Source organism: Anaerobacillus alkalidiazotrophicus, assembly GCF_001866055.1.
Map to the genome: position 1 here is coordinate 644,884 of NZ_MLQS01000001.1, position 18,988 is coordinate 663,871.

The 18,988-nt window shown below is 31.8% G+C and carries 19 protein-coding genes; 1 reads left to right on the forward strand and 18 read right to left on the reverse strand.

The window, feature by feature from the left end:
* Nucleotides 1-8: 8 nt before the first annotated feature.
* From BKP45_RS03200 to BKP45_RS03280, 17 genes are all read right to left on the reverse strand, one after another.
* Nucleotides 9-1,409: a lipopolysaccharide biosynthesis protein gene (locus tag BKP45_RS03200; protein ID WP_169824050.1), complete on the reverse strand. Its 1,401-nt coding sequence runs from the start codon at nt 1,407-1,409 to the stop codon at nt 9-11.
* A 20-nt stretch (nt 1,410-1,429) separates the two neighbouring features.
* The gene (locus tag BKP45_RS03205; protein WP_071388308.1) at nt 1,430-2,581 is read right to left on the reverse strand and encodes a hypothetical protein; all 1,152 of its coding nucleotides are present in this window, start codon (nt 2,579-2,581) and stop codon (nt 1,430-1,432) included.
* A gap of 420 nt (nt 2,582-3,001) precedes the next feature.
* Nucleotides 3,002-4,021, reverse strand: a complete 1,020-nt coding sequence (gene rfbB / locus BKP45_RS03210; protein ID WP_071388309.1) for a dTDP-glucose 4,6-dehydratase — start codon at nt 4,019-4,021, stop codon at nt 3,002-3,004.
* Nucleotides 4,022-4,876 (reverse strand): dTDP-4-dehydrorhamnose reductase, encoded by an 855-nt coding sequence (gene rfbD / locus BKP45_RS03215; RefSeq protein ID WP_071388310.1) that lies wholly within the window; start codon nt 4,874-4,876, stop codon nt 4,022-4,024.
* Nucleotides 4,877-4,879: 3 nt separating this feature from the next.
* Complete coding sequence (rfbC, locus tag BKP45_RS03220; protein WP_071388311.1) at nt 4,880-5,440, reverse strand: dTDP-4-dehydrorhamnose 3,5-epimerase; 561 nt, start codon at nt 5,438-5,440, stop codon at nt 4,880-4,882.
* Nucleotides 5,437-6,339, reverse strand: a complete 903-nt coding sequence (gene rfbA / locus BKP45_RS03225; protein WP_071388312.1) for a glucose-1-phosphate thymidylyltransferase RfbA — start codon at nt 6,337-6,339, stop codon at nt 5,437-5,439. Before rfbA ends, rfbC begins: the two co-directional genes overlap by 4 nt.
* Before the next feature lie 210 nt (nt 6,340-6,549).
* Nucleotides 6,550-7,818, reverse strand: a complete 1,269-nt coding sequence (locus tag BKP45_RS03230) for an O-antigen ligase family protein (protein WP_071388313.1) — start codon at nt 7,816-7,818, stop codon at nt 6,550-6,552.
* Nucleotides 7,819-7,857: 39 nt separating this feature from the next.
* Nucleotides 7,858-8,943: a glycosyltransferase WbsX family protein gene (locus BKP45_RS03235; RefSeq protein ID WP_071388314.1), complete on the reverse strand. Its 1,086-nt coding sequence runs from the start codon at nt 8,941-8,943 to the stop codon at nt 7,858-7,860.
* 14 nt (nt 8,944-8,957) lie between these two features.
* Nucleotides 8,958-9,812, reverse strand: a complete 855-nt coding sequence (locus BKP45_RS03240) for a glycosyltransferase (protein ID WP_071388315.1) — start codon at nt 9,810-9,812, stop codon at nt 8,958-8,960.
* Between the two features lie 10 nt (nt 9,813-9,822).
* Nucleotides 9,823-10,941 carry a glycosyltransferase family 4 protein gene (locus BKP45_RS03245; RefSeq protein WP_071388316.1) on the reverse strand — a complete coding sequence of 373 codons (1,119 nt, stop codon included), beginning with the start codon at nt 10,939-10,941 and terminating at the stop codon, nt 9,823-9,825.
* A gap of 53 nt (nt 10,942-10,994) precedes the next feature.
* Nucleotides 10,995-12,155 (reverse strand): beta 1-4 rhamnosyltransferase Cps2T, encoded by a 1,161-nt coding sequence (cps2T, locus tag BKP45_RS03250; RefSeq protein ID WP_071389030.1) that lies wholly within the window; start codon nt 12,153-12,155, stop codon nt 10,995-10,997.
* Nucleotides 12,156-12,295: 140 nt separating this feature from the next.
* Entirely contained in the window at nt 12,296-12,985 is a 690-nt protein-coding gene (locus BKP45_RS03255) for a sugar transferase (protein WP_084787567.1), read from the reverse strand.
* 12 nt (nt 12,986-12,997) lie between these two features.
* The gene (gene galU / locus BKP45_RS03260; RefSeq protein WP_071388317.1) at nt 12,998-13,885 is read right to left on the reverse strand and encodes a UTP--glucose-1-phosphate uridylyltransferase GalU; all 888 of its coding nucleotides are present in this window, start codon (nt 13,883-13,885) and stop codon (nt 12,998-13,000) included.
* Between the two features lie 503 nt (nt 13,886-14,388).
* Complete coding sequence (locus BKP45_RS03265) at nt 14,389-14,742, reverse strand: four helix bundle protein (protein ID WP_071388318.1); 354 nt, start codon at nt 14,740-14,742, stop codon at nt 14,389-14,391.
* 222 nt (nt 14,743-14,964) lie between these two features.
* The gene (locus tag BKP45_RS03270) at nt 14,965-15,732 is read right to left on the reverse strand and encodes a tyrosine-protein phosphatase (protein WP_071388319.1); all 768 of its coding nucleotides are present in this window, start codon (nt 15,730-15,732) and stop codon (nt 14,965-14,967) included.
* 136 nt (nt 15,733-15,868) lie between these two features.
* A complete protein-coding gene (locus BKP45_RS03275) occupies nt 15,869-16,561 on the reverse strand; it encodes a CpsD/CapB family tyrosine-protein kinase (RefSeq protein ID WP_071388320.1) in 693 nt (230 codons plus the stop codon).
* On the reverse strand, nt 16,554-17,294 hold the full coding sequence (locus BKP45_RS03280) for a YveK family protein (RefSeq protein WP_071388321.1): 741 nt from the start codon (nt 17,292-17,294) through the stop codon (nt 16,554-16,556). The genes BKP45_RS03275 and BKP45_RS03280 overlap by 8 nt, the downstream gene beginning before the upstream one ends.
* 392 nt (nt 17,295-17,686) lie before the next feature.
* On the opposite strand from BKP45_RS03280, the gene BKP45_RS03285 reads away from it, so the two are divergent.
* Complete coding sequence (locus tag BKP45_RS03285) at nt 17,687-18,595, forward strand: LCP family glycopolymer transferase (protein ID WP_071388322.1); 909 nt, start codon at nt 17,687-17,689, stop codon at nt 18,593-18,595.
* Nucleotides 18,596-18,646: 51 nt separating this feature from the next.
* Here BKP45_RS03285 and BKP45_RS03290 read toward each other — a convergent pair whose 3' ends face one another.
* Nucleotides 18,647-18,985 carry a hypothetical protein gene (locus tag BKP45_RS03290; RefSeq protein ID WP_071388323.1) on the reverse strand — a complete coding sequence of 113 codons (339 nt, stop codon included), beginning with the start codon at nt 18,983-18,985 and terminating at the stop codon, nt 18,647-18,649.
* Nucleotides 18,986-18,988 lie beyond the last annotated feature (3 nt).

The window sequence follows — 18,988 nt, forward strand, 5'->3', positions numbered from 1 at the left end:
AAAAACTATCACATATTTTGATCATTCTTATAGTAATCAAGAATAATTCTTTTTTCTTTCAAAATCATATATAAAGAAAATATTCCCAATATACTCCAACGAATTATGGAACTTTCAATAAAAATATAATATACAACTATCATTATTAATATCAATATTAATGGTTTTACTAAAATTTTTAAAGAAAATAAATCTTTTTCAATTTTTCTAGCATATTTATAATGTAATACAAGGGATATAATATAAGAAATTAACGTTGTAAAGGCAGCTGCATACATTCCGTATATAGGTATAAAAATGAAATTTAATACAATATTACTTATAGCTGCAAGAATAGTATTCAAAGCTATTATTTTAGTCTTTTTATGAAAGTGCTCAATATTTACATATAAAGTATAAACAAAAATCATGAAACTAGATAATACAATTAATGGTATTATTATTTTTCCATGCCAATACTCTTTAGGAGCCATTAGTTTTAAAATCTCAGGAGATACAAGAATTATTGCAACTGTCATATAAGACATTATTGCTATATATATATTTACCTTATCATTAATTTGATTAAGGTTTCTTTCATTTAATTTTTTGTTAAACCACGGTATCCATACTCCTTCTAGAGAAACAATAACAACAGTAGCGATCATACTAAAATTATATACCAAACTATAAACACCGGTTTCAGATGCACCCACAAAAGAAGTAATCATAATACGATCTGATTGAGTCAATATGTTCAGAGATAGACCATGAAGAATAATCGGAAGCGATATAGATAATGCATATTTCCAATAAGTCTTATTTATTAGAACTTTACTTTTTCTAAATATCAAAATTATCAAAATGAATCCAAATAATGAGGTAACTAATACACTAGGAATTATTTTCCCAAAGTGTGCATTGTTCTCAAAAACAAAAAAGATAGCTAAAATAGCTATTAAATTAATAAAAAGGTTAGGAAAAACTAATAATACTGTTCGCCATTTATATCTTAAATTCATCATAAGATACATACTGTAATTCTGAATAATTGCAGCAAAAAATCCCTGAACTAAACACATCAATATTAAAGCTAAATTAACATCAATTGGTAACATCAAAACCATTACTAATATTAATAAAGACAAACTGAATGCACTTATAATACTAAAAAAAGTAATTGCAGACATAAAGTTATCAACTTTATTCTTATAATCATTAAAAGCAGAACGAATACCCATATGAAAAGTCATGCCCAATACCATGGTCATAATAGCAACCCAGGATGCATAAGTGTTAATAATTCCATATTCATAAGTTGTTAATATTCTTGTAAATATTGGTATTGTTAAAAAAGCTATCCCTTTATTAAAAAGATTACCTATTAAATAAAAGGATCCAGCTTTCAAGTATTTATTAGTCTTTTTCAACAAAATTCCCCGTTTCAAAATTAGCTATCCTCAATCAATTTTTCAAAAAACTTTCTATATCGGTCATTAGATTCTTCACCAATATATTTAATATGTTTTTTTGCTTCTGAAACAAAATTAAAATCATTAGATATTTTATCTTCTAATTCTTCAACTGTCGAAAATATTAAGTCATCATTAAGTGTATTGGCTGGTATACCACTTCTAAGTTTGTAAACCCTTTGTCCTAAAACTAACAATTCATATATCATTGACGTTGTATGTGCTAGGATGTAGCTTGAATCTTCTAAACTATTACTATTATTCATCAAGGTATTATCAAAGGTATAATTTTCAATAGAATCTTGAGGGTGTAATTTCACAATCACCTTCATTTTCCTTTTTTTTGCAATTTCATATGCGGCTAATAATAATTTTTTATTAAATTCCTTAAACAAAGGTATATCAAAAACAACTCCAATAGTTTCATGAATATTACTATTAGACTTTTTTTGTTTTTTTTCTAAAGGCTTTCCACAGATTTCAACTTTGATAGATGGATTATACTTATTAAAAAGTTTTTCTGTAGTTTCTCCCCAAGCTAACAAATACTTTGAAGAAACATCAATGTAATTTAGCATATTAATGTTAGGAAAATTATTATAATCAATATATAGTCCATGTTGCATGGTTACTGTATTAATACCACGAAGATTACTATACTGGACCATTAAGTTTTCGACTGGCTGAACGTCTGAAAATACTATTAAATGCTTATAATTAACATTATCTAGAATATTTAATATTTCGAGATAGCTAATTGCTTTAAAATATATAAATAGTCCTTCAGATAGACTTGATTTTTTCACAAAGATATAAAGTAATTCTAAATTGGAAACCGAATTTTTCAAGAAAAAGAAATTTATGCCATACGAACGCTTTAGTGAAAAGTCATATTTTTTATATGAGCATTGTGAATATATTTTTTCATAAAGCCAATTATAATCTTTTCTATCCTGTGATTTTACAAATAAAAAATCAATCTCTTTGTGCTTCAGTATCGAGTGATCAAATTTTTTTAGTATAGAAGCTAAAAAAAATTTTAATAACATTATAAAGCTTTTTTCTTTAACTTCAAAAAAAGTCACTCCAAAAACTTTAAAAAAGTTAATTTTTTTGATTTTATCTCTCAAATTTATATCCACCCCTTATTTCACCCACATTCTTATTAAAGAGTTGGAGAAAATTAAGCGTATAGCTGTACTTATTGTTACTTAAATTAGTTGTCAATATTTTTCCAAATTCATTTGTATATGCATACCGTTTAAACAAACCTAGTACAAAATCATATTAATAATTACTAGATTATTTGAAGGTTTGAACGAAAAATTTAATAAAGAAATATTCTTTTCATACCATAATTATTTAAATTGTAATAATTTTCAATTAGGCAATCGATTTATTTACTTCCTATTTCAAACTATTATGAAAAAAATAATAAACTTCGTTATCCGGATTTTTAATTGGATATTAATAACTAAAAAAACAATTTTTCTTGTAATACAATACTTTCAGCTACCGTATCCAAGAAAAATTGTCATACTGCAAATTAATTAAATACTGTATTGCTTCTCAAAATAATTTTGGTACTCACCACTAATAATTTGTTCCCACCATTGTTTATTATCTAGATACCATTGAATAGTTTGAGCTATTCCAGTTTCAAACGTATAAGTGGGTTTCCAGCCTAGTTGTTCTAACTTAGTAGGATCAATGGCATAACGTTTATCATGGCCTAAGCGATCTGTTACAAACTCAATTAAGTCTTCTGATTTACCTAATGCACTAATAATCGCTTTAACAACTTCTAAGTTGGTACGCTCGTTATGACCACCTACGTTATACACTTCACCATTGACACCTTCATGCATTACTAGGTCGATAGCTGCACAATGATCTATTACATGTAACCAGTCACGAATATTCTTACCATCTCCATACACTGGTACCTTTTGTTCATTTAGTACACGTGAAATTGTTAATGGAATTAATTTTTCAGGAAAATGGTAAGGGCCATAGTTATTAGAACAACGAGTAATATTCATTGGTAAACCAAATGTTTCATGATAGGCACGAACTAGCAAATCAGAAGATGCTTTACTTGCACTATACGGGCTATTTGGTTGTAATGGCGTATCTTCTGTAAAAAACGTTGTTGGATCAAAATCTAGTTCCCCATATACTTCATCAGTTGATACATGTACAAATTTAGTAATGCCAAACCCTTTCACTGCATCAAGTAATACTTGTGTTCCAACAACATTCGTTTGAATAAATATACCAGGATCCGTAATTGAGCGATCAACATGACTTTCAGCTGCAAAGTGAGCTACATAGTCAAATTTCTCTTTTTCAAATAAAGACATAATTGCTTCACGATCTGCTATGTCAGCTTTTACAAAATGATAATTTTCTTTGTTTTCAATTTCACGATGTTTTGTTAAATCCCCAGCATATGTTAAGAAGTCTAGGTTTACAATATCATAATTCGGGTATTTATTTACCATGAATTGAACGAAGTTACCACCTATAAAGCCTGCCCCACCTGTGACAAGAACCTTTTTCTTTGCCATTTATTTCACCTCTTGTTTTAACTCTGTTAAGTAATGTTTCAATGCATCTTGCCAATCTGGTAGCGGTTCGAACCTATTATCAATTAATTTTTGTTTAGACATTCGTGAGTTCTTTGGTCGAACCGCACGAGTCGGATATTCTTCTGTATTAATTGAATTTACTTTAACATCTTTACCTGCTTGTTTAAAAATTTCCGTAGCAAAATCCGCCCAAGTACAGAAACCTTCATTTGAAGCATGATAGATACCATATTTCTCACTTTGGATCATATCCACTAACAAACGCGCCAAATCAAATGTATAAGTAGGTGAACCCACTTGATCACCAACAACATTTAATTCATTCCTTGTTTCAGATAATTTAAGCATAGTTTTAATAAAGTTGTTTCCATTAATTCCAAATACCCATGAAATACGTACAATAAACGATTCAGAAAGCATTTCACTTACAACTTTCTCACCTTCATACTTTGTTTTACCATAGTATCCAACAGGGTTAGGAGTATCTGTTTCTAAAAAAGGAGTTTCACCTTCACCATCAAAAACATAATCCGTACTAATATACATAAACTTTGCATTTAATTCTTTTGCTGCTGTAGCTAAATACCTAGTACCTTCAACATTGACATTCCAGCACGTTTCTTTATCATCTTCTGCTTTATCAACTGCTGTGTAAGCCGCACAATGGATGATGGCATCAGGGTTTACTTGTTTTACATGACGATAAACAGCTTCTTCATTTGTAATGTCTAAATCATCAATCCCAATTCCATGCATATCTAAACCACGTTTTAAACCTTCACGAACAACATCATAACCAAGTTGCCCATTATAACCAGTTACTAATATTTTCATCTTTTACTCTCCAAAAGAAAAATTATTTTCAGCATTTTTTAACAATGGTGCTTTTTCATCTTTTTCTGACAATATAGGTGTAATATCCATTGGCCACTCTATCCCAATCTCAGGGTCATTCCATATAATCCCTCGATCATTCTCTGGTGAATAAAGCTCGTCCACTTTATATTGCACTTCCACATCATCTGTTAATGTCATAAAAGCATGAGCAAATCCTTTTGGAACTAATAACTGTTTTTTATTTTCCGCACTTAGTTCAATTCCAAACCATTGTCCGTACGTAGGGCTTCCTTTACGAATATCTACTGCCACATCATAGATAGCACCTTTTGTACAACGAACAAGCTTTGTTTGAGCTTTGGGATTTAATTGATAATGTAATCCGCGTAATGTGCCCTTTGCAGCGGAAAATGATTGATTGTCTTGAACAAAATTAAGATTCGTTCCAGCTTCTTTGAATTTGCTATCGCTATAGGTTTCCATAAACCAACCACGGTGATCACCAAACACAGTTGGTTCAATAATGATTACTCCATTTAAGTTTGTTTCAGTAAATTTCAAGCTAGAACCTCCTCTAGTTTTAATACATCTTTATGTTGTTTAGCTAACCTGATTAGATACTGACCATATTCATTTTTCTTTAATGGTTCTGCTAATTCGAGTAATTGATCTTTAGTAATATAACCTTTTCTATAAGCAATCTCTTCTAAACAAGCAACTTTTAAACTTTGTCGTTTTTCCACAGTCTCAATATATGTTGATGCTTCAAGCAACGATTCATGTGTTCCCGTATCCAACCATGCAAAACCACGACCTAGCAATTCGACATGAAGGTCATTTAATTCTAAATAAGCTTTATTTACATCAGTGATTTCAAGCTCACCACGATCAGACGGTTTAATATTTTTTGCAATATTAACAACCCGATTATCATAAAAATATAATCCTGTTACAGCATAGGTTGATTTCGGTTTTTCAGGTTTCTCTTCTATGGTAATGGCTTTGCCATTTTGGTCGAACTGAACTACACCAAAGCGCTCAGGATCGTTTACATTGTATCCAAAAACTGTTGCCCCTGTTTCTCTTGATGCAGCACTTTCTAATAACTTAGTAAATCCATGTCCATAGAAAATATTATCACCCAGAACTAAAGCAACACTATCATCACCTATAAATTTTTCTCCAATTAAAAAGGCTTGTGCTAAACCATCAGGATTATGTTGAACCTTATATTGAAGTGATATACCAAATTGTGTTCCATCACCTAATAAGGCTTCAAAGCGTGGAGTATCCTCAGGTGTAGAAATAATTAGTATATCACGTATTCCTGCTAACATTAGTGTTGACAATGGATAATAGATCATTGGCTTATCATAAATTGGTAACAATTGCTTACTAGTAACCATTGTTAATGGATAAAGACGTGACCCACTACCACCTGCTAAAATGATTCCTTTCATTTTCAAATCCCCTTCCATATAATTAAAGAGCCTATAAAGTTACTTATATACTTGTTAATATCTAAAAAAAGAAGTCTATAAAATATAAAAATAATTGCTCTTAGTAAATTCACAGAATCCATTTTTAAAATTAATATCAATAAATTTTTCTTAATATTATATTTTTATTAAATGAACATAATAGAGTAGTTTCAGAAGTGAAAAGAACCTTTAAAAATCGGAATTATTAACCCTATTATCACTTAAGCCTGCAAGAATAAAATAAAAACTTATTATTTCCATATCTTGTACATAAGGTAAGAAAATATATGCAAAGATTATAAAAACAGTTGTTACTTGAGTTGCTTTATAAACACCACCAATTTTTTTATTATCAAACTTCAGAGAATTCCTAATAAATATTGATATATATATAGAAAAATATAAAATAAATCCCAAGACTCCGAATTCAAAGAATATTAAAAAATATGATGATTCTGTATGGTAGAAATCTAAATAAAATTGTGCTGCTTTGGGACCATTCCGGCCTAGTCCAGTACCCATTAGATTATCCCTTGCTATCTCAACCGATTCTTCAATCGAAGATATATGGCTGACTGTTGATGTGTCTTCAAGTGTGATAGTTGAATTAAATAAATGATTTAAATTACCTATGATATCTACTTTTGTAATAATGCTACCGAAAATTAATGCTACTGTTAGAGTAGTAATTAAAGTTATAGAGGTTAGAAAAAAACTCACCTTTTTTTTACTTTTAAAAAACAAAAATAATATACCAAACCCTAATCCCAACCAACTACTTCTAGAGAATGATAATAATATCGCTGATAAAATTGTTAGGATATATATATTATAATATCTATGGCTTTTAAAGAATGACTTACAACTTAAGAAAATAATTACCATAATACAAGCAAAAAATGCAAATGTATTAGAAGATACAAATGTCCCAACAACTCTCTGGAAATTACCAAGTCCTGATAAATAGAATGATGGACTTAGTCTCCCATTTTCCTCTCTGTATGGGTAACCAATTGTTTTTAAGAAATCATCGCCTAGAATAAGAGCCTGAAAAACCCCATATATACAAATAACAACTGTAGTTGTTAATAATATATTAAAAAACCTCTTAAATTCAACTTGCGAGACGTCAGCATTTTTAAAAATAAAATATAGAAGCAAAGGTTCTGTATATAATCGAAACATGTAAAATGCAACATATAAATCGTCTGCTAAAAACGCCCAAAAAATATGATAAATAATAAATATAATTATAAGCAAACTAGTGGATTGCGGTTTATTAATTTCACCTACTTTAAATACTTTCAAAAGTTGCAATATTAATATTAACACTATAAAAATATCTTTCCAAAACCTTAAAAAAGCGAGTTCACTAAGTAATATACTAAACACTAGATAGTGTATAGGAAGGAATATCATCAATATTTTTAATAAAAACAGTTCAAATAACTTTAACATTTCCCCTCATCTTTCTAACCTCTTATTTAAAAACCAGAGTTACTTATTGTTACTATTATTTACAGCCTTCTTTACTGCTTCTAAATAAGCAAACCCATTCCTGTTATCAGGTTCTAGATAGGTTCCTTCAGCCCACTCATTCCAAGCGTTAATAAATAAAAACTCACTATTATCTTCTTTGCCTTTTCTAATCTGTTGACTTAAATATTTTTCAAATTTCTCAGGATTCGCGCCATTGAATACTAAAGCTTTTTCGCCTTTTCTAGCCGTATTATCCCAGTCTACAAACGCTCCCAAGAACACTTGTTTATTCTCAACTTTCATGTTTCTCTTCAATATTCTCTTCCATGTTATATCGTAATCCATTGAATTGTATATAAAAGATCCTTTATGAGGCATCATTAACAAATTCTTTAACTTATTTTGTATTTTATCAATTAATGGCCGATCATGATGAATTGTATAGTTTGGTTCAAACTGGATAACTGCTTCTGATATATTCGATACTTCTTTCTTTTGTAAACCATTTAATGTTTCAATAAAATATATACCTTCTAAACCATTCTCTTTTGCTTTATTTGTCCAAAACTCAAATAATTCTACATGGTTAGGTATACTCTCCACTTTATAAATAACCAATATTGGTTTATTATTAACTTTTATATATCTATCATCTTTAAAGAACTTTAACATATAATTAAAATGAGTTAACCAGTCTTCTTTATCTCCATACTCTTGCGCTAACAAAACTTCATTAGTTTTACCGTCCCATGACCTTGTCCAAGGTTCATTTGCCCAAGAGATACAAAACGGCAATTCAATATCTTTATTCTCTAATACTTGTTCCAATGGTTTTTGTAAAACCATCTTTCCATTAAACCAATAATGGTAGTAACAGAAACCATATATTCCATATTTTTTCGCTAAATCTACTTGCCATTTTTTTGTTTCATCGTCAAGTAAATTGTAATAATTTTCATCATATGGTTCTCGAGGCTGATATTGACCTTTGAATAACTGCTTTGCCTTCTTTGTATTTGTCCATTCTGTAAAGCCTTCGCCCCACCATTCATCATTTTCTGGAATAGCGTGAAACTGTGGTAAATAAAAAGCAATTAACTTCATTAAATAAACTCCTTTTATTTATTCATTAGTTTTAGCAAATAATAGATTGATTTCAAGGAATGTTTATAAATAAATCTATTTTTTTTCGAATTATTTTTTAAATATTCATTTGTAGCTGAATCTTCTTTGTGGAATATCATCACTTCTGGACTGTATAATGTTTTTAAATTATTTTTTTTACACAGGTAAAAAAGTATATCTTCTTCAAAATACATAAAGGTCTTATCATAAAGGCCATCAAACTGGTTTATATATATTGGTGAAAAGATTAAACAACTGCCATGAAGCTGAACATTAGCCAGCTCATTTTCGTGTTTAGTAATATACATTTTTTTATGTTTAACAACGCCCTTAAGGATTTTTTTAATTAATGATTCTAGTCTTAAATAGTTCAATACAAGCAATGTTAAGTGTCTGGCTAATTGATAATAGACATCTTTTTTATTCACTACTCTACTAGGTTGTGGATTTTGGTGGTTATTATCAACTATTGATATAATATCAGGACCCAAAACAGCATATTTGTTACTTCTATACTTAACTATTACTTCATGCAGAAAATTCGGTTGCTCTATAATCATATCGTTATTCATTAAAATTATGAAATCTGCTTGGTGTTCATATTTAGCCTTAATAAAGCCTATATTATTTCCTTTAGCGAAACCTAAATTACTTTGAGATAATATGACATCTACCTTACTATTATTATCATATATTGATTTCAAACTATTTCCTGAACCATTTGGAGAACCATTATCTACAACTATAATAGAATAATTTTCATAATCTACATTATTAATTATAGAATCAATGCATTCTATAGTATCTCTCTCTGTAAGATAATGTAATATAACAAAGCATATTTTCATATTTTTTCTCCTATATTTCCGCTATGATTTTAGATATATTTTTTACATAGTTTTCAATACCAAAAACCTTTTTTCTCTTCTCTTTTCCTTTTTGACCAATCATTTTTCTTAAAGAAACATCTGAAACTAATTTTAATACTACTTCACTCATTTCCGAAGCATCTTTATGGTCTACTAAGAAACCATCTACTCTATTTTCAATTATTTCTATCGGCCCACCATGATTAGTCGCGACAACGGGCAGTTCGCTCTCCATAGCTTCTAGAACAACCAAACCAAAGGGTTCAGGCTGAATCGATGGTAGGATAAATATATCTATGCTTTTGTAAAATGAATCCATATCTTCGACTCGGCCTAATAACCTTATTCTCTTTTCTAAACCTTTATTTATGATATAAGATTTCAAATCTTCTAATATATGATTTTCACCTTTATAAACATCCCCTGCAATAACAAACTGAACTGCCTTATTTTTAATTAATACTTTTTCGGCCATATCTACAAAGAGTTTTTGACCTTTCCATCGATTAATTCTTCCTGCCATACCAATTATTATCTCATCTTTATTCGATACACTTCTGTTCATAATTTGGTTTTCAGTATTTTCAATGGCATTGTACACTACTTTAAGCTTTTTATTATTTTGGCTAATTGCAGATGCTGTAGCTTTACTGTTTGCGATTATAGTATCTGAAAATAGATTAACAATGGCAGCTACTGCTTTTCTTTCAAATTTATTCTCAATAATTTCTCTTATATGCCATATACTTTTTCTCCTTAATAACTTTGCTACTATTCCACCTGGAAAAACAACAGATGTATTTGTATATACGACATCTATCTTTTTTTTGATGATGATATTTATTAAATAAAATAACGAGTTAATAAAATTAAAAGTATATTGAAAAAGCCCCTGAATTGATAAATGTTTTCGCCTAAGAGTAGCAATATCTTTAATAAAGACCTCAACATTATTAATTTTTTTCAACTCATCAACTAGAGGACCCTTTTCTGGTAATATAATAGTAATACGAAATTGTGTTTTGTTAATATTATTAATTAGGTTTAATAATGATCTATCCGACCCATATAATTCAGCGCTAGAGTGTAAAAATAATATATTCTTCATAACAGTTCCTCTTCTACAAAATAGTCAACCTTCTCACTGAACTCTAAAAAATTTTATTTAATCCCTTTGAGAAAGCAATCTTCATATTGGTTCACAATTAGTTCCCATGAATAAGCAGTCCTTATCCTTTCTAACGCTTTCTCCTCGATTTTTTTTGTTTCTTGAGTAGACAACTCATCTGCATACTTAATAATTGCCGATAAATTCCCCACTTCTTTATTGAAATAAATTGCAGCTTCTCTTCCGACTTCCCTATTAAAATTAACATCCAATAGTATGTTCAATGATGTAGTTGCCATTGCTTCAAGTAATGATGGATTAGTACCGCCAACTTCATGACCATGAAAGTAACCAAAAGCTCCTTTTCTAACTTGATATAATAAGTCTTGTTCGTAAATTGTTCCCACAAATTTAATTCTGTCATCAGTATTAAAGTCTGTCTTTTTCATAAGTTCATTATAAAACTTATTTTTCTCAATATTAGTAACTATAATCAGTTTCTTCTTTGTCTTAGACTTCATAAATTCACGAATAATCAGTTCATAATTATTTTCGGCAACAAATCGACCGACAATTAAATAATAGTCTTTTACTTTCAGGTTCCACTGATTGAGCCATTGATTATACTTATTTTCATCGATATCATCAGGCTTATTTACTGTAGCACCATAAGAAATATAAGTTGTTTTAGGTAAATAAGAATCATATTCTTTTTTAATATACTTTTCGATCTCAAGTGAGTCGCAAATTGCTAAATCTGTGTTCTTTATCATTAGTTTTTCCGATAACTTCCAATACTGCCGGATTCCCCAATTCCATTTAGCTCTTTTCCATTCATGACCATCCGGATTGACATACACAGGAATGTTTAGTCGCTTAAATTTTTTTTTATAAAATTTCATGAATGGCCCAATTCTACAGGCCAAAATATAAACAATCGCATCTCTAACATTATTTTCTTTTATATATTTATGAACTAGATCAAGAGATTTAATATCATAATAAATTGCTTTAGCTGGTCCAATGTCAGGAATTTTTACATTAAAGCACCTAGCTCCGTTATATTCAGTTTCATCAAAATTATCAGATAAACACGATACATGGTATTTAATACTCGGTGTTTTTTGATACTCTGTTAGTTTATCTACAAACGTTTCAAATCCTCCATATTTTGAAGGTATTCCTTTACTTCCAATAATAAATACATTTTTCATATTTAGCTTCAATCACTCTCTATAAAGGTTTATATTAAAAAAATGTTACATAGATATCAAATTAATTAGTGTAAGTTATATGTTGCAAACAGGTTAATAGAATGATTCGAGCATTTCCTCGAAAATGCAAATATATGTCTTTAATAAGCATTCTTAGATCCGAATAAAACAAGTACAGTCTTTAAAATTAATTTCATATCAAATAAAACAGTACGTTCCTTAATGTATTTCAAATCAAGTTCAACCATCTCGTCAAACCCTATATTACTTCTCCCACTCACTTGCCATAACCCGGTACACCCAGGAGATACAAGGAGCCTTTGTTTGTCGTAGTCCGAATACTCCTCCACTTCCCTCGGAAGTGGAGGTCTAGGCCCTACTAGACTCATCTCACCTTTTAATACGTTCCACAGCTGTGGCAACTCATCAATGCTTGTCTTCCGAATGAATTTCCCAATCTTTGTTACTCTAGGATCATCCTTCATCTTAAACATCGCACCTGTTGTTTCATTGTGCTTTAATAAATCTTGTAAACGATCTTCTGCGTCTGTCACCATTGAGCGAAATTTATACATATAAAACTCTTTTTCATCTTTTCCAATACGTACTTGCTTAAAGAACACTCCGCCTTTTGGATCCTCAATCTTAATAATTACTGCCACGATCATAAAAAGCGGTAATAACAATAGTAAACCAAATAAAGACCCTACTATATCCATCATGCGTTTCATAAACAAATAATGCTTAGCGTCATTTACTTCGACAACTGAAAAACTACTAGAACTTTGATACGAATTTGTCGTTGATATGGCCCGATCAACTGATGGCATGACATTTCCCCCTTACTTCAATACGATCTTTTCATTCTTAAGGATTTCTTCTAAAAACGGCACTAACTCTTGACGGATTTCTTCGTTTTGTAAAGCAAACTCAACCGTTGTCTTTACAAAACCTATTTTTTCTCCTACGTCATAACGTTTCCCTTCAAAGTCATAGGCAAATACTCGTTGAATTTCATTCAATTTTTGAATCGCATCTGTTAATTGAATTTCTCCACCAGCACCTGTTTGTTGCTGCTCTAGGAACATAAAGATTTCTGGAGTAAGAACGTAACGACCCATAATCGCTAAATTCGATGGTGCAGTTCCTTTCTCAGGCTTTTCGACAAATTGTTTCACACTATATCTACGTCCAGTATTACTCAAAGGATCAACAATACCGTATCGATGTGTTTCGTTATCAGAAACGGTTTGTACCCCAATGACCGATGCTCTTGTTTCGTCGTACTGCTCAATCAACTGTTTTAAGCCAGGTTTGTCGGCTTTTACGATATCATCACCTAGTAGTACAGCAAATGGTTCATCACCAATAAACTTACGAGCGCACCATACTGCATGTCCTAAGCCTTTAGGCTCTTTTTGACGGATGTAGTGAATATCTACCATATTAGAAGATTTACGAACTTCTTCCAGAAGTTCTACTTTCCCTTTTTCGATTAAGTTTTGCTCTAATTCAAAGGCACAATCAAAATGATCTTCAATCGCCTTTTTCCCTTTACCTGTAACAATAATAATATCTTCAATACCAGATGCAACCGCTTCTTCAACGATATATTGTATTGTTGGCTTGTCTACTATCGGTAACATTTCTTTCGCTAATGCTTTTGTAGCTGGTAAAAACCTCGTTCCAAGTCCAGCCGCTGGGATAATCGCTTTTCTTACTTTTTTCAATTCAAATTACCCTCCTTTATATCTTATATAATTATTTAGATACATAGTTAAAACTAATAAAAGTTTAGACAAAAAGATTTAATAAACCCATTTGTCTAAACTTTCATCTATTAATAATTTAATAGATAAGGCATCTAACCTCTCCTCACACCACACCATTGAAGAATGAACATCTAAGGCACGAACACCCACAGCATAGCCGAGTACCTCCATTGATAACGGTAAGGAGATATCACCAGGTTAGTAATGAAGTTGATAGTACTAATGTAGGTATACAAAATTAGTAAGTATCTTTTTACTAACCTTTTTGGGTTGGAAAGTTGGTTAGTTGGTTAGTTGGAAACGACTAAGGTGATCTTTCTACTTTCCAACTTGGTTCTTTTCCACTAAGTTGAAATAGAAACAAGTTCAAAAGAGAATATTCGAACGGTATTTATCTTTTCATAGTCAGCTTGCTGGCTAGTTCTTTAACGCTTTTCATAACCAACTTTCTACTATACCAACTAGCCAACCCTACTTATTAATCCATTCAACAGTTTTCCTACTTCATCTGTTAGGACTAAAGTTTGTTTATACATGGTACCATCTATATACTCCAGATCCCTTGCTAATAACAGTTGGTATTTCAGTTCTTCTAGTGATCCTCTGGCTATTAGTAGGAATCTTTTGTAGTCTTTGTTTGATCCGCGTGCTTTTCCTTCTACTATGTTGCTTGGTATCGATACCGCAGCTCTTCTCATTTGAGAAGTTAGTCCGTATTGCTCTTCTTTTGGGAAGAGTTTGGTGATGGAGTAGATTGTTAATACCAATGTATGTGATTTTTGCCAAACTATTAATTTATTAGTATCACAGTAGATTTAAGGACCTCCGTTTTGGTTGGAAAGTTGGTTGGTTGGTTAGTTGGAAATATCGAACCTGACTTCCTATTTCTACTTATACTTTTCTACTAAGTTTGATTTAGCTTCAAGTTCAAAAAAGGACGTTCGAATTGGGTTTCGTCTTTTCCCTAGTCAGCTTGCTGGCTAGTTCTTTAAACGCTTTTCCTAACCAACTGTCTACTAACCAACTAACCAACAACCTCAAAATATCCCCAGGAATTTCTTCCTCTTGATCATCTCAGGTGGTTCAACCAATGGCATTCTTCCATCCACAACCATCTCGGCGTTTTCTAAGAATAAATACCTGTAGAATATTCCACATTCATCTTCAATAAACTCGTACGCTTCTCTAAGATTAAACGGGCGACTTGTTAAGTTATGAGCATCCGTTGCTACAAAATGAGTTAAATTATGAGTAATCATATCTATTGAGAACTTTTGAATCTTTTTACCAAAATGACCAGTAACACTCCCAGCTGTTACTTGTGTCAGTGCGCCTTCTTTCACTAGCCTGTGGAGAATTTCTGGGTTTTCAACGATTTCAGCATTCCGTTCTGGGTGAACGATGATTGGCGTTACCCCTTGTTGCTGCAAATCATAAAATAATCGATTAATGTATCTCGGTACATGGCTTGATGATAACTCAACGAGAAGGTATTGTTGTAAATTATTCACCGTTAATAGTTCCTCGTCTAAGTAGCTATCGACCATTTCTCCAAAAATCCTCGCCTCTTGTCCTGGTAAAATCGTTAGAGGGATTTGCTCTTCCGTTAAACGTTCGTTTAATCGTTCAACAGAATCAAGAATACTAGATTTGGTGTTCTCGAATTGGCCATTGCGGTGATGTGGCGAAGCGATAATCGTATCAATTCCATCAGCCACTGCAGCTTTTGCCATTTCAAGAGCCATATCCATGTCTTTTGCACCGTCATCGACGTTCGGTAGTATGTGGCAATGAATATCAATCATCAGTAAACCTCCAAATCTAGTATAAAACATCTATAAAAATGTCAAAATTTCACAAAAGTCCACAAACTTCAAAAAACAATGTAACTATCTTACCATATTTTTACCATAAGATCTAGTATACGATTTCTACTAGCCTTTATTTTCCATAGTAGTAATATTGACTTTGTTTAACTTCTTTTTCGTTTAAGACAACACCTAAAATTTTTGCTTTTGACTTTTCTAATAAGTCTTTCGCCCTAACGGCTTGTTCGACCTCAGTCTTACCACTACTTACGACTAACACAACACCTTCACAAATATTCCCTAATACTTGCGCATCGGTAACTGCTAAAACTGGTGGTGTGTCAAGCAAAACAAAATCATACGTTACTTTTGCTGATGTTAGCATAAGCTCCATCGCTTTAGAACTTAATAATTCAGAAGGATTCGGTGGGATCGGCCCACTTGTTAAAATGTGGAGATTTTCTACATCAGAAGCAAAAACTGCCTCTTCTAATGACGCTTGTTTCGTTAACACTGTCGTTAACCCTTTTGTGTTTGGACAGCGAAACGTATAATGAACACTCGGTTTACGCATATCAGCATCAATTAATAAAACACTGTTTCCTTGTTGCGCTAATACAACCGCCAAGTTTGCAATTGTCGTAGACTTACCTTCAGAAGGGTTACTAGAAGTAACCATTATTGTTTTTAACTCTTGGTCAATCGATGCAAAATGTAAATTTGTACGAATGGTTCGGTATTGTTCTGATACCGGTGACTTCGGATCAACCTTTGTAATTAAACCACGCGTGGCATTCGCTGGTTGTTTTTTTCTTTTTTTAGGCAATTTCTTCACCTCTTTTGTTCCTTCTACTATTTACTGATCTTGCTACCATTTGATGATCAACTTCAAAAGTTGGAATGGCACCAATCACAGATATACCTAGATGCTTCTCAATATCTTTTTCCGTTTTAATCGTGTTATCTAAGAACTCTAATAAGAATGCCAAGCCAACTGCAGCCATTAACCCTACTACGAAAGCAATCGCCATATTCAATGTTGGATTGGGCTTTACAGGTGCTGGATTTTCAGTTAATGTAGCTTCTGAAAGAATACTGACATTATCAACATTCATAATTGAGACAATTTCTCGTTGAAATACTGACGCTACAGTATTGGCAATTTGTACGGCTAATGCTGGATCAGGGTCTTGAACCGTAATTCCTACTACCTGAGAATTTCTCTCTGCCCCTACACTAATTTGGCTATTCAGTGACTCTGTAGAGCGCTCGAGTCCTAATTCACTTCTGACCTTGTCCAATATAATCGGACTTTTAATAATAACGTTATACGTATTTATTAATTCAATATTGGTACGAACGTCATTTACATTAAAGGTTTGCATATCTGCTTTTGATTGATTGACTAAGATTTGTGTTGACGATTGATAAATGGGTGTTAAGAATAAATAACTAATAAAAGCACTAATTCCAACTGCGATAACTGTAATCGCAATAATCATTAAGATTCGTTTTTTTATTGTTTCAAACAACTCTTTTAAACTTATTGTTTCTTCCATTGATATCCTCCTAATTACCTAATCTAATTATAGAATAATATTTTCACGTAAAATTTAAGCCTTCACTATTTTATCATAATTTGTCACAGAATGTAGACTAAATTAATCAGATTTATCGATGGAATTCGACAACCGCTACTTATTTCGAATTAGTTTCTATAGTTCTATATTCACTCTTTAATCAGTGTTTATAAAGATGTAAGCGTTTTTTGTCTAATAAAGAAAACTTGTCGAACGATAACTTTTTTTGGTAGAAATGTTAGTAAAATACCTTTTGGAACAACTATATATTTCCTTAATTTCCTGAATAGAAATATTAGTTATTGCGACTCTTAGGACAACCGTCTATAATCAATAATAAATATTTCAATACTAGTACTAGGAGAATTTATATGACCAAAAGAAAAAAACTCTTTATCATATTAAGTCTAATCATCGGTTTACCATTACTAGGTCTTTTAGGCTATGGATATCACTTATATAGTTCCGTTGTTAAAACGGTTGATACGATGCACCAACCGATTGAGAGAGAATCGAAAAGGGAAATTGAAGTAAATATGGAAGAAAAACAACCACTTTCGTTTTTATTGTTAGGAATTGATGCAAGAGGTACAGAACGCGGAAGAACAGATACTCTCATAGTTCTTACTGTAAATCCCAATACAGAATCTATGAAGATGCTAAGTATTCCAAGGGATACTCGTACTGAAATGATTGGTCGTGGATTTGATGACAAGATTAACCATGCATACGCTTTTGGCGGTCCTGAAATGACGATTGCGACGGTTGAGAACTTTTTGGATATTCCAATTGATTACTATATGACTATCAATATGGAGGGCTTTAAAGATATCGTTGATGCCGTCGGTGGAGTAACAGTAGATAATCCTTTTGAGTTTGGGCATAGTGGTTATACATTTAAAAAAGGAACGTTAAGTTTAGATGGCTCTCAAGCATTAGCTTATTCTAGAATGCGTTATGAAGACCCACGTGGTGACCACGGCCGCAATGATCGTCAACGACAAATTATGAATGAGATCATCAAAGAAGGTGCACAAATTTCTTCTGTCACGAGAGTTGAGGAAATACTGGGAGCAATCGGTAACAACGTTCGTACTGACCTTGATCTCGACAAGATGATGAAAATCCAATCAAACTACAAAGGTGCCCGTCGTTCTTCTGAAGAGGTTACAATTAGTGGATCTGGTGCCATGATGGGTGGAGTTTGGTATTACATCGTTAGTGAAGAAGAACGTTTGCGTGTATCGAATTTATTGAAAGAACATTTGGAAATTGAATAAATATAGAGGAAGGCAGTCTCTCAAAATGAGGAGGCTGCCTCTTTTCATTATTTACTTTTCCTTCTCCATTAATTCCGTTTCATACAGCTCTGTAGGCTTATTTATTTCATCGTTTAGTAATACCGTTGAAGCAACTTCGCTTTTTGACCGACTTTCTTTTTCACTCTGTTGTTCACTTTCCACTTGTTCATCCAACAATGCCGTTGATTGAACTGGGGATTGGACTTGCTTTTTCTCAGGAGCTTGTTCGGTTTTCTCTGGTTCATCTGCTATGTTTCGGTTTTTTGTAACCGCTTTTCTTCCTATATATATAGTCATAAAAAAGACAATAAACGTAATGACAATGCCGGCTATACCGATGATAACCATGAGCATTCCTTGTGTGAGCATCAT